This window comes from Pontibacter sp. BAB1700 (assembly GCF_000277005.1).
Classification (GTDB): domain Bacteria; phylum Bacteroidota; class Bacteroidia; order Cytophagales; family Hymenobacteraceae; genus Pontibacter; species Pontibacter lucknowensis.
Genome location: NZ_AKIS01000009.1, coordinates 13677 through 27069 on the forward strand (window position 1 = coordinate 13677; position 13393 = coordinate 27069).

At 51.9% G+C, this 13393-nt stretch carries 9 protein-coding genes; 4 read left to right on the forward strand and 5 right to left on the reverse strand.

The features are described from left to right. Positions 1–125: 125 nt before the first annotated feature. Positions 126–2636: an ABC transporter permease gene (locus O71_RS01565; protein WP_051017670.1), complete on the reverse strand. Its 2511-nt coding sequence runs from the start codon at positions 2634–2636 to the stop codon at positions 126–128. A gap of 112 nt (positions 2637–2748) precedes the next feature. Next, positions 2749–3468, reverse strand: a complete 720-nt coding sequence (locus tag O71_RS01570) for an ABC transporter ATP-binding protein (protein WP_007652491.1) — start codon at positions 3466–3468, stop codon at positions 2749–2751. Between the two features lie 144 nt (positions 3469–3612). Here O71_RS01570 and O71_RS01575 point away from each other — a divergent pair, with 144 nt between their 5' ends. Next, positions 3613–4332, forward strand: a complete 720-nt coding sequence (locus O71_RS01575; protein ID WP_007652492.1) for an arylesterase — start codon at positions 3613–3615, stop codon at positions 4330–4332. A gap of 184 nt (positions 4333–4516) precedes the next feature. Here the strand turns inward: O71_RS01575 and O71_RS01580 are convergent, their stop codons facing one another. From O71_RS01580 to O71_RS23620, 3 genes are all read right to left on the reverse strand, one after another. Then, entirely contained in the window at positions 4517–5689 is a 1173-nt protein-coding gene (locus O71_RS01580; protein WP_007652493.1) for an efflux RND transporter periplasmic adaptor subunit, read from the reverse strand. A 1-nt stretch (position 5690) separates the two neighbouring features. Further along, positions 5691–10088 (reverse strand): CusA/CzcA family heavy metal efflux RND transporter, encoded by a 4398-nt coding sequence (locus tag O71_RS01585; protein ID WP_040573415.1) that lies wholly within the window; start codon positions 10086–10088, stop codon positions 5691–5693. A 105-nt stretch (positions 10089–10193) separates the two neighbouring features. Continuing rightward, a complete protein-coding gene (locus O71_RS23620) occupies positions 10194–10517 on the reverse strand; it encodes a DUF6660 family protein (protein WP_076421808.1) in 324 nt (107 codons plus the stop codon). Between the two features lie 270 nt (positions 10518–10787). Here O71_RS23620 and O71_RS01595 point away from each other — a divergent pair, with 270 nt between their 5' ends. From O71_RS01595 to O71_RS01605, 3 genes are read left to right on the forward strand one after another with little or no spacing between them, the layout of a single operon-like run. Further along, positions 10788–11342, forward strand: a complete 555-nt coding sequence (locus tag O71_RS01595) for an RNA polymerase sigma factor (protein WP_237717656.1) — start codon at positions 10788–10790, stop codon at positions 11340–11342. A 19-nt stretch (positions 11343–11361) separates the two neighbouring features. Next, positions 11362–12246: a hypothetical protein gene (locus O71_RS01600; protein ID WP_007652502.1), complete on the forward strand. Its 885-nt coding sequence runs from the start codon at positions 11362–11364 to the stop codon at positions 12244–12246. Between the two features lie 12 nt (positions 12247–12258). After that, entirely contained in the window at positions 12259–13386 is a 1128-nt protein-coding gene (locus O71_RS01605) for an outer membrane beta-barrel protein (protein ID WP_007652503.1), read from the forward strand. The last annotated feature ends 7 nt before the right edge of the window (positions 13387–13393 follow it).

Consider the following 13393-nt stretch of genomic DNA (forward strand, 5'->3'; position numbering starts at 1 on the left):
TGGCATTTGTTGTCTATGCAATCTTTAGAAAAAGGGATCTTTCAAGAGATCCCTTTTTTGTTTTAAAGCGGTTTGGGTCTCGGGAAAGAATATTTTGCCTTAATTGCTACCTGACCCCTTAGCTCCTATGCTTCTCTTCTCAAGACTTCCAACGGGGGTCTGTTCAACACACCCCGGCTATTCAGCAAGCCAACTGCTACAGTCAGCAGCGTTACCAGCACAAAGATGACCAGCAAAGGCCAGAGCACTGGCACAAACTCCATCTCAAAGCTAAATACAGCCAGGGCCCATGCGGCACCAAAGGCGATCACGCAGCCTACAGCGGCAGCCAGTACCCCCAGCATCATGTATTCCATCAGCGTTATACCTAATATCTGCTTTTTGTTAGCCCCGAGTGTACGTAGGAGCACACTCTCCTGTACCCGCTGATATTTGCTCACATTAACCGAGCCTACCAGCACAAGTAAACCGGTGAAAATACTGAAGAGGGCCATAAATTGAATCACGAAGGATATCTGGCTGACTACTTCCTCAAGGGTGCGCAGGATCAGATCGAGACCGATGGCGGACACGTTCGGAAAGGCCTCCACGACTCTGCGCTGGAACTGCGCTGCCTGTTGCTCGTTGTCGCTGCGTGTCATCAGCACATGGAACTGGGGGGCCTCTTCGAGCACGCCTTCCGGGAAAAGCACCTGGAAATTAGTCTGCACCCGGTTCCAGTCAACCCGGCGAATATGCGCTACCCGTGCAGGTATAGTTGCCCCCTGTACATTGTACAGCAGCGAATCCCCCACATTTACCTTAATACGCTCGGCATACCGTTCCTCCAAGGACACAGGCACCCTGCCGCTACCACCATACTGATTATCACTCCAACTGCCCTCCTGTGTTTTCTCGGAGTCGCTGAGATGGTCGCGATAGGTCACGCGGTATTCCCTTGTGAAGTTCCAGGGTCTGATCTCCAGGGTGGTGTCTTTGCGAACGTCGGCCAGAGTCAGGTTATTGATCTGCTCCAGTCTTACTGTCACAATTGGGTCAAAGTACAGGATAGGGAGACCCTCCTGTTTTGTCAGATCAGCCACCTGCTCGCGCTGTGCATTTTGAATGTCGAATAAGACGAGGTTTGGCTGATCTTCAGTACCGGATAGCGACACCTCGCTCAGTAGCGTGCGCTGCACCATAAAGAGCGTGCCGATCAGAGCTGTGCCTAAACCGATGGAAACAACCAGTAGCAAGGTCTGGTTGTTTGGACGGTACAGATTGGCTAGTCCCTGCCGCCAGATGTAGCCCCAATGGGAAGGGAAAAAGCGTTTGACAGTCCAGGACAAGCCTTTAGCGAGCAGAGCCAGTACCAGAAAGGCCGCAATGACCCCTCCTGTGAAGTATAGGGCCTGCCACCAGGTGCCCATCTGCCAACGGGAGAAAATAATAACAAAGGCCAGTATCAGACCATAGACCGCCCAGCGGAGCGGATCTTTCTGGTTGGTCAGGTGCTCCACCGTGGCACGCAGGGTAATCAGCGGCGAAACCTGCCGTATGCTTAACAGAGGGAGCAGCGCAAAGAGCACCGACACGACCACACCCAGCAGTATACCTTGTGCAGCGGCTGTAAATGAAAAGTAAGCATCTACAGACACCGGCAGGAAAGAGCCAAACAGCTCTGGCAGCACCAGTTGCACGACGCTACCTAAGGCCGCACCGGCAAGTCCACCCAGCAAGCCCATGCCCATTACCTGGAACAGGTATACCAGAAAGGCCTGCTTGCCGCTCATACCCAGACAGCGAAGTATGCCAATGGTTGCCAGCTTGTCGCGCATGTACACGTGCACGGCACTCGCTACACCTACGCAGCCAAGCAGCAGGGCCACAAAGCCTACCAGCGCCAGAAAACGGGCCAGTTCGTCATATGAGCGGCCCATACTCTTTTTGCGCGTTTCTACGGTGTCATAGAACATCCCCAACTCCTCGAACCGCGGATCCAGCCGATTGCCTAGCGTATCGGGTTGTACATTATCATTGAGGTCGTAGTAGTAATAGTAAGAAACCCGGCTGCCGCGCTGAATCAGGCCGGTTTCGGGCAGGTATTGTCTCGGTATGTACACGACGGGCGCTACGGCAGCCGTCATGGCTGTCTGGCCAGGTATACGGTGCAGGGCCCCTTCGATAGCAAAGGTCAATGCACCCACCCGAATCGAGTCGCCGGGCTGCGCCTCGTACTGCAGCATCAGGTTATAATCCACCAGCGCTCGCCTGTCCTCACGGAAACTTCGGCTGGCTTCTACAGGGTCGGTTTCAATGGCTCCGAAGTAAGGGAACTCCCCTTCCAGCGCCCGCACCTGTACGAGTCGGGTATCGTTGCTCTTCACAAAGTATACCATCGACATCATGCGGTTCTCGTCAGAGCGCTTGCCCAGTGTACTTACCGAATCGATCAGTGCCATGGAAAGCGAATCGGGCTCTTTGTTCATACCCATCACCAGGTCTGCGCCGATCAGGCCACGGGCTTTCTCGTCAATGGCTACCTGCAAACTGTCGCGGAACGAATTGATGGCCACCAGCGCGGCTATACCCAACACGATGGATGACAGGAACAATACCAGCCTGCCCCGGCTGCGGCGGGTATCGCGCCAAGCCATCTTGAGTAGCCAGGGTATGTTCAGTTTCGGTTTTTCCGGATTTGGCTTGTTGTCAGACAAGGTTTACTTGAAGTTTAGTGAGGTAAGATTTTACGGGCTTGATACTTATACCTTAGGAAAGGTTGGAGTCCTCGGACTGGTGAACTGTTTCAGGAGCTCCTGTATCAGACACCACATGCCCGCCCTTAATGCGAATAATGCGTTGCGTCTTTTCGGCCAGTTCCAAATCGTGGGTCACGAGTACCAGCGTAGTCCCCGCCTCTCTATTCAGGTCAAACAGCAGCTTTTCAACCTTATCGCCGGTCTCCTCGTCCAGGTTACCGGTTGGCTCATCGGCAAAGAGAATGGTGGGTCGATTGGAGAAAGCCCTTGCCAGCGACACCCGCTGCTGCTCTCCTCCTGAGAGTTGTGTCGGGTAATGGTCGTGACGTTCCGCCAGTCCTACGCGGGCCAGCAGATCCATGGCCTGTCGCTGCACATTGCGTTCGCCACGCAGCTCAAGCGGTACCATCACATTCTCAAGGGCCGTAAGCGTAGGGATCAACTGAAAGTTCTGAAAGATGAAGCCCACATACTGATTGCGCACCTGCGCCCTTGCGTCTTCGCTGAGGTTGTCGAGCCGCACACCGTTGAGTACAACAGAGCCGCTACTGGCCCTGTCGAGTCCTGCACAAAGGCCCAGCAAAGTAGTTTTGCCGCTTCCGGAAGGTCCAACAATAGAACAGGTGTCACCGGCCTGCAATGTAAAGTTGATTCCCTCCAGCACAGTCAGGTGACGGTCGCCGCTGTCGTAGGTTTTCTTCAGGTTGTTGATTTCTAGTATAGTAGACACGTAGGTAGTGTTTTATGAATTGTAACGTCAGGTATAGCGCCGCAGGTATAGGTATATGCTGCACTATTCCCGAACCTAATAACTTATACCGGTCGTTATAGGTTTTAAGATTGATAAAACTAAATTTAGCAAAAAATAAGCTACATGAACAAAACGAGCAAGTATATCTCCTTATTCCTAGCCCTTTTCCTTACCCTGTCGGGCTGTGAGCAGGCCACTACCACTGAGCAGGTGGCAACAGAACAGCAGGCACAATCCGACACTACCACCACAACTGAAGCACCTAAAAACGAGCGTATCAAGACCATTGTGTTCTTCGGTAACAGCCTTACTGCAGGCTACGGCCTGGAACCTGACCAAGCCTTTCCGGCGCTGATCCAGGAGCGGATCGATTCCCTTGGTCTCCCTTATAAAGCCGTAAACGCAGGACTGAGCGGCGAAACCTCAGCCGGTGGCAAAAGCCGCATTGACTGGTTACTGAAACAGCCGATCGATGTATTTGTGCTGGAACTGGGTGCCAATGACGGTCTGAGAGGTATAGATCCGGCTTCTACGTACGACAACCTCGGCACGATCATCGATAAGGTGCGGGAAAAGAATCCGGATGCGGAGATCATCCTGGCAGGTATGCAAATGCCGCCGAGCATGGGCCAGCGCTATACCCAGGAGTTTCAGGAGGTGTTTACCCGACTGGCCAACGACAAGAATGTAGCGCTTATTCCTTTCCTGCTGGAAGGTGTTGCAGGTGATCGAGCTCTTAACCAAGGCGATGGCATTCACCCGACTGTAGAGGGGCAGCGGATACTGGCAGATAATGTGTGGTCTGTACTGGAGCCGATTTTAGTGGCCAAACGAGCCTCCTAAGGCACTTCTTGAAAAATAATTAATTTATTTTCAAAGATTTGTAACCAATTACAACACAAGTCACGTATAAAAGCATGGCTAAAAGTTGAAAGTTTAATTAATAATTAATCCTTTCAAAAAATAACAGCGCCGGTCCCTTCATTGGAGCCGGCGCTGTATTTTTTTGTATGGATTCTATTTCAGTTTACTCTTCTGCCACTTCCGATTTCATCTTCTCGGCCAGTACATAGTAGGCGCCTTTGGTAACGACCTGAGCCGTGGCAGGCATCTCTTTCAAAGGCTTAACTTCCATAAAACCATTTTCGGCTATACCTGTCTCCACTTCCTGCATGCGAAACGTAGTAGGACCTTCTTTCACAAAAACATAATGTTTGCCCTTGTAGCGTACCACCGATTCTTCGGGTAGCGCTGGCAATTCCTGCTTACCAGCCAGAATCTGTGCGTTCACATACATGCCTGGCAACAGGTTGGCGTTTTTGTTGTTCTCCAGTTCGGCGTGCACCGTCACCATGCGCGAATCGCCTTCAAATGCCCTGCCCAATGCAAAAATTTCCGCCTCGAGCGGCTCACCTGCTACATTTGGCATGGTAAACAGTACTTTCTGACCCTCTTTCATTTTGCTGAAGTCCCGCTCGAACACGCTGAGCTCTAAGTGCAGGTGGTGGTTGTTCACGAGTTCGAACATCTGCTGACCCGGCTGTGCATATGAACCCATGTTCACGTCGATGACGCGCACAAAGCCATTGATGGGCGCCGTGATGGCCATGGTAGAGGTAATCTGTCCTGCTTCCACGTTTTTAGGGGATATGCCCATGGCAGACAGGTGGGTAGCAAGCGCCTTCAGCCTTGCCCGTTGCACCTGCACGTCTGACTCGGCCTGCTCAAATCGCTTGCGGGAGCCCACCTGTTCTTCGCTGAGCGTGCGCTGGCGCTCGTAGTCCTGCTCTGCAAAACGCAGCTGGTTGCGGGTAGTCAGGTATTCTTCCTGCAGCTTGATCAGCTCGGGATTCTGGATCGTGGCCAGCACCGTGCCTTTCTGCACATACTCACCTTCTTTTACAGGTATAGAGCGCACTACGCCTCCCATTAAAGGGTTGATACTAGCCTTGTTCTGTGGTGGCAGCTGAAGTTGTCCGTTAGCTGTCACGCGGGCCGAAAGCGGCTTGTTTTCGATCATACCCAGTTCAATGCCGCCAACCTTTTGCTGCGCTTCGGAAAATGAAACGACAAAGGGTGATGCGGTGTTTGAAGTTTCTGTTGTAGCAGCCTCTGGTTCCTCGGCTGGTGCCTGTTTAGAGCATGCCGCCAGACTAAGCAGTCCGCATAGGGCAATGGTCTTTATGTAATATGCTGTCATGTTATTCGATTCCTGCAGTAAATTCTAAACTGATAATGGTTTGGTTGTAATCGCGGAGGGCGTTCAGGTAATTGCTGCGTAGCTGGTAAGCCTGGTCGAGCGCCTGCACATACTCCACATAGTCGATGTCGCCGGTGCGGAAGCTGAGTTCAGCGGCCTTGTTCATCTGGTCAGCCTGGCGTAACGCTCTCTGCTCAAAGAATGCCAGGGTGTTGCCATGCTTCTGCAGTTCCTGCGCCAGGTTCTGCAGCTCGGTCAGCAGCATCTGCTGCTGATACCGCACCTGGCTCTTCACGGCCTCCTCATTCATCTTAGCCGCCTTTATGCGCGACCGCTGTGCCCCGAACCAGAGCGGAACGGCTATACCTACCTCGTAACCCGTAAAACGGTCACCGGAATTGTATATCCGGTTCGGGTTCTCGCGTGGCGCCTCTCCTATAAAGGTTTGGTTGAAGTAACCGACTGTAAAGTCTGGCAGTAGACGTGACTGCTCCAATTGCTTCTGCCGTCCGGCTACCTGTGTCGCGCTTTGCAAAAAGGCGATATAGGGGTTGGAAGCTAAAGCTGAACTATCCGACTGTAAGATCAATTCCCGCTTGCCTAGCCTTTCCTCTTCAAATTGCAATGGCTCCTGTGCCTGTAGAAGCTGACGGAGCCGTCTCTCGGCTATCTGCTGGTCGGCCTGTGCTTGCTGCAGCTCGGTTTTTATACCCAAGCTGCGGGTCTCGGCCGTGGCCTGTTCCAGATAACCAGTCTCTCCTGTTTTGAAGCGGATGGTGGCGGCTCTGGTAAAGCGTCCATACAGACTGTCCTGTTGCTGGAGCAAGCGCAGGCGCTCGTTATGGTACTGCAGCAGGTACCAGGCCTGCTTAACGTCCCGGATCAACTCCCGTTCCACGATCTGCTTCTGCGCTTCAGCCTGTTGAATGGTGGCGTCAGCGAGCCGTGCCTGATCGCGGTATACCGTCGGGAAGGCAAACTGCTGGGAAGCGGAGATATATTCATCCTTATTGATGGTGCTGATCTGGCCCCTGCTGTAGGACAAGTTGGTTTTGGGCAGATCGGTCGCAGCGCCGCGCATGGCCTGCTCGCGCTCCACACCATAAGCCGCACTCTTCAAGCCGAGGTTATGCTCCCGGGCATAGTTTATGCTCTGCTGCAGATTCAGCGGCCCTTGGATAGACTGCGCTATACCTTGCGCCGGGTAAAGCAGACTGCCAGCTACCAGAAGGAGCGCAAGCAGGTGGGCAGATACAGGTTTGCGCTGCAGCTCCTCTTCCGTGCTTTTTTCATTCGAAGAGAAAATGTAATAGAGCACCGGCAGTACCACGAGAGTCAGTAGCGTGGAAGTGAACAGGCCTCCTATTACTACTGTGGCCAGCGGACGCTGCACTTCGGCTCCGGCTGAACCGGAAAGGGCCATCGGCAGGAAGCCCAGCGCGGCCACAGATGCCGTCATCAGTACCGGTCGCAGACGAACATTCGTCCCTAGCAGTACGCGTTCGTAGACATCAGTCATACCTTCCCGCTTGAGTTGGTTAAAGTAGCCGATCAGTACGATGCCGTTTAGCACTGCCACACCAAACAGGGCGATAAAGCCCACACCTGCCGAGATACTGAAAGGCATGTCGCGCAGCCAGAGTGCAAAGATGCCACCGATGGCTGACAAAGGTATAGCAGTGAAAATAAGCAGACTTTGCTTTACGGACTTAAAGGCAAAGTATAGGAGCAGCAGGATTAGCAGAAGAGCCGCCGGAACGGCTACTGATAGGCGTTGCTTGGCGTGCACGAGGTTTTCGAACTGTCCTCCGTAGGTAATGAAATAGCCAGCCGGAAGGGGCAGCTCACGGCTCAGTTTGTCCTGTATCTCGGTCACAATCGACTCCACATCCCGCTCGCGCACGTTGAAGCCCACCACAATACGGCGACGGCCTTCCTCCCGTGAGATCTGCATCGGTCCTTCTTCAAAGCGGATATCTGCTACCTGCTGCAAGGGCACTTGTCCGCCTTGTGGCAGCCCTACAAAAAGGTTTTCGATGTCATTCAGGTCACTGCGAGAGCCCCCTTCCATGCGCACGACCAGGTCGAAGCGGCGGTCGCCTTCGTAAATAGCCCCGGCAGCCTGTCCGGCAAAGGCCGTGCGGAGCACCGCGTTCACGTCAGCCACCTGCAAGCCGTATTGCGACATGCGGGCGCGGTTGTAGTCCACCACGATCTGCGGCAAACCCGTGACCTCCTCCACATAAATGTCCTGCACGCCGGCTACAGGAGCTATCAGTTTATCAACCTGATCGGCCAGCTCCGAAAGCTGATCCAGATCTTCCCCGAAAATCTTGATAGCCACATCCTGCCGCGCACCCGTCATCAGTTCGTTGAAGCGCAGCTGGATCGGTTGCTGAAAACCATAGTTTACACCTGGCAACACTTTCAGGGCTTCATCCATTTTGGCGGCCAATTCCTGGCGGGTGCTGGCGCTGGTCCACTCGTCTTTGTCTTTGAGCAGGATCATAACGTCAGCCGCCTCAATCGGCATTGGGTCCGTTGGAATTTCTGCAGTACCTATCTTACCGATCACCTCGGTCACTTCCGGGAACTGCGTTAATAGAATTTCACTGGCTTTAGCCGTCGTTTCGATGGTCTGGCTGAGTGAGGCTCCCGGTACCAGGCGCAGGTCCATGGCAAAGTCACCCTCTTCCAGGTCAGGCAGGAACTCCCCGCCCATGCGGCTGAACACAAACAAACTGAAGGCAAACAAGACCAGAGCTGCTCCAATCACGAGTGCTTTACTGTGCAAGGCAAAGGTGATAACCGGACGGTATACCCGCTCCAGAAAGCCCATGATCCGGTCGGAAATATTCGGCTTGTGCTTCGTCGTTTTGCTCAACAAGAGAGTAGAAACCATCGGCACATAGGTGAGCGACAGGATGAAAGCGCCCATGATAGCAAAGCTCACGGTCTGTGCCATCGGCTTGAACATCTTACCCTCTATACCTACCAGCGCCATGATCGGCAGGTATACGATCAGGATGATCAGCATACCGAAGGCAGCTGAGTTCATGATGTTGGAAGCAGCGCTTTTCACTTCCAGGTCCATCTCTTTTTGCGTGAGACGGCGCAGTGGCAGGTCCTTGTTCTTGACCACAATGAAGTGTAGCACGCCTTCCACAATAATTACGGCACCATCCACTATAAGCCCGAAGTCGATTGCACCCAGACTCATCAAATTGCCTGATACGCCGAATACGTTCATCATACCCAGCGCAAAGAGCATAGACAGAGGAATTACCGATGCCACAACCAGTCCTGCCCGCAGGTTGCCCAGCAGGAGCACCAGCACAAAAATTACGATCAGACCGCCCTCGATCAGGTTGGTTGCCACAGTGTTGATCGCTTTCCCTACCAAGTCACTGCGGTCGAGATACGCTTCAATCAACAGGCCTTCCGGCAGCGATGACTGTATGCTGGCTACTTTATCCTGCACGTTTTTGATCACTTCAGACGAGCTGGCCCCTTTCAGCATCAGCACGATGCCTCCGACCACCTCACCTTCGGTATTGCGGGTGAGGGCTCCATACCGTACAGGGTGGCCGTACTGGACCTGCGCCACATCACGGACAAGCACCGGCAAGCCATTTCGGTTGGAAACCACGATCTTCTCGATGTCCTCCAGGGTGCTAACCAGTCCCAGGCCGCGGATAAACAAGGCGCTCTGGTTCTTCTCGATGTAGGCCGCACCTGTATTCTCGTTGTTCTGCTCCAATGCCGCGATCACATCGCTTACGGTTAGGTTCATACTGCGAAGACTGGATGGGTTCACAGCCACTTCATATTCTTTCAGGAAACCGCCAAAGCTGCTGACATCAGCCACGCCGGGCGTACCCAGCAACTGCCGGCGTACGATCCAGTCCTGGATAGTACGCAGCTCAGTTGGGCTGTATTTTTTTTCACTGCCCGGTTCCGTTACCAGTACATATTGGTAGATCTCGCCGAGGCCGGTGGTAACGGGTGCCAGTTCTGGCGTACCCATCTGCTCGGGAATCTGTCTGCTGGCCTCTCCCAATCGCTCGGTGATCATTTGCCGGGCCAGGTATTGATCCACCTCGTCTTTAAACACTACGGTGATCACAGAAAGCCCGAAGCGCGACACAGATCGCATCTCGATTACATCCGGAACGTTGGCCAAAGCCATTTCAATGGGAGTGGTGATGAAGCGCTCGACTTCCTGGGCTGCAAGTGTTGGCGAGGAGGTAACCACCTGCACCTGGTTATTGGTGATGTCGGGCACAGCATCGACAGGCAGCTGCGTCAGGGAGTAGGTTCCCCAAACGATTAACGCCAGCACCATCAGCCCCACCACCAGTTTATTATGTATCGAAAAATCGATGATTTTATTAAACATGGTAAGCTTGATTTTAATCAATGGAATAAGGTATGCAGTTACACCAAAAGCGCTTTTAAGGGCTTGTGGTTACAATTATAGCTGCACTTTGTCTTGATAGTAGAATCAGGCTACCAGCCGTGGAGGGTGCCACCAGGTAGAGGCGATCTTTATTTCGCGCAACTCCGGGTAAACAAGAGGTTTGGTTTGAGGAATGACCGGTACGCGGAAGACAATGTGCTCCGGCTCTACTGTAACGGTAAACGTGGCGCAGCAACCACAACTGCAGAATAGCGGGCAAGTGTCTTCGTGAAAGGGTGACTCACCTGTGGTGTCGGCTACGTCCGTCATGTTGGGGAGGTGCTCGTGGCTATCCATAATCTTATCTGTGCACGGCAGACAAGCCGTCCAGAACATAAACAGGGAAAAGAAAATAGCCACGAATCTCATCTCTACAAATATAAGGCATTCTGTTTTAAACAGGTTCCGGGTAGAGCTATTCAGAACAATTCTTAAAAAGGAAAAGCCGGAAGTGGGTGCTATTGCAGAAATAGTGAAATAAATTCTAGCTGACAGTCAGTATTTTATAGTCAATGGTGCCGCATTCTAAAAAAAATATCAGAAATTTATTCTTGCTTAGGCAACCTCCGGGTGAGTATCATCATCTAAGAGGTAAAGAGAGACAAAAACAGCTCAAGAAGGCCAGATAAGCGACATTATTTGATAAAAATTTTACCCAGCGTGACAGAACAGGAGTTAATAGCAGGTTGCCAGAAGGCCGAAAGTAAAGCGCAGAAATGCCTTTACGAGCGCTTTGCCTCGCCGATGTACGGTGTGTGCCTGCGTTACCTCAAAAACCAGATGGACGCGGAAGAGGCTTTACTGAACGGGTTTATGAAGGTATACCAGAACATAGACAGGTTTGAGGGCAAAGGCAGTTTCGAGGGTTGGGTAAGACGCATCATGGTGAATGAAGCTCTTGGGTTTTTGAGAAAAAAAGAGTCGCTATACCTGTCTGTTGAAGACGACCACATACAAGTGGCGGGCAACATGGGAGCCGATCACGATCTAGCTGAAGGCGAACTACTGGATTTGTTACGCACTTTACCTGCCGGCTACAGGGCAGTATTTAACCTGTATGCAATTGAGGGATATTCTCACAAAGAAATAGCCGACATGCTGAATATCACGGAAGGCACTTCGAAATCGCAGCTAAGCAAAGCACGCGCTATGCTGCAGCGAAGACTGACCGGACAGGAAGCAGTCGCCAGCTAATATAAAAGGAGGTTCAGTTATGAAACCAGAAGACATAGACAAACTATTCAAAGAGCGATTGGGCCCTTCATCGCCCACGCCCCCTGCCGACCTTTGGAACAGATTGCAGGACCGGATAGAAACCGAGATGCCTAATGCTCAAAAGGAGGAAGCGAAGCCACGAGGCTTTATGTGGCTCTCCTACTCTATCGCTGCCGCTATTGCGCTCGTGCTCTCAGTGGGCGTCGTGTTCTACAATGTACAGAACGGCACTGTGCCGGTAGACCGATACGGCTTGGCGGACCGAAATGGTCTGAAAGCAGAGCAGCCACTTGTTATCACAGCACCTGCCACAGCGGACAAGCAACTGGCACAAGTAGCTGAAGAGCCGTCAACTACGCCATCAGCAGATGAAGAATTAATTGAGCCTGCCAAACCGGCTGAGACTGCTGCTACAGCACCTACGCAGCCAAAAACGGTTAAGAAGCAGTTGATCGCCAAAGCGGAACACAGCGTGGAGGCAAAAAAAACCAGGTCTGAAGTCAGTGCAAAAAGCGTTGTTGCAACGCAACAACTGGCGGCTCAGGTAGAAACGCCAGTTATACCGGATGCCCCTCAGAAGGGAGACTACTTTAACACAGGAGAAACAACTCCGGTTACTTTTGCAGCCAATACAGTGGACATGAATGCTCAGCCTGTGGAAATTATAATAAAGCGGGCTGTCCATGTACAGGAGGTAGAGGCAGATGAAGAGCTGAGCGGCTTCGAAAAGAAACAGAAACTTGCCAAGAACATCTTTAAGCAGGTTCGTAATCTCTCAAACGGAGAAAAGGTTGAGTTGTCAGAGCTCGGCATCAATGCAGACAGAATTGCACTTGAAACTCAAATTGGAAAACAGAAAATATCAAAAGTCATTAATCTCTAATCTTTTAAAACCATGAAAAAGATACTACTTCTCGTAACGGCCATCATCATGGCTGCAGCCACCGGTGTGTCTGCCAAAGGCGGTCAAACCATAGGCGAGCGACTCGGCCAGCATGATACGATTGTTGTTAAAATGGCCAATGGCGCTAAAATGGTGCTATACCTTCAGAACATAGAACAGCTCAAAGCTTTCGAAAACTATAGCCTGGACTCTCTGATGCGCGTGCTGAATAAATATGTTGATCAGGTAGACCGCATGGACGGTGCAAACAAAGAGCTGAAGTCGCAGGAGACCACCGTCGTGTTTGGCAAAAATGACAATGATCCGGAAACTGTGACCATTACCGTGCAGGAAACCGGCCAGGATGGGAAGGTAAACAGAGAAAAACACGAGATCCGGATCAACAAGAATATCAAGATCGATGTGGAAATTGAGGAAAAGGATGGCAATACCAAGGTTGACGTGAACATGCCTAACCGCGCCGAGCGGGACAGTATACGGACAAGCAACGTGAAGAAGTCTTACAAAGCTACCCGCTTCAATTTTGACTTGGACCTTGGCTTGAACAACTTCTTAAACACCAATAGCCAACAAGTACCTGACCTGAAGCCGCTAGGTTCACGCTATGTAAGTATCAACTGGCACCTCAATTCACAGATCGGTGGTCGCAAGAGTCCGCTATATCTGGTGTCAGGCCTTGAATTTGCCTTCAATAACTACATGTTCGACCGCAACTTCGTGATTGAGGAGGATGTAAATGATGTGACCTTCTTCCGTCGTGAGATGGAGATCAACTATGACAAAGTGAAGCTGACACACTCATCCGTAAACGTTCCGCTCATGCCAATGCTGAAGTTCAAGCGCCAAAACGGCAAGGAAGGATTTAAGTTGGGCGCCGGCCCGTTTGTAGGCTACCGCCTGGGTGCCCACTCTAAGTTTAAGTTTGAGGACAGCGGTAGGACGCAGAAAGAAAAGGTGCGCAGCAGCTACAACCTGAGTGACTTTCAGTATGGCCTGACAGGCGTGATAGGCTACGGCAACCTGGACCTCTTCGTGAAATACAACATGAACGACTTGTTCAAAGACAACCGCGGCCCGGATGCCAACGTAATCAGCTTTGGTTTAAGGTTGTTTAATTAATAAGCTG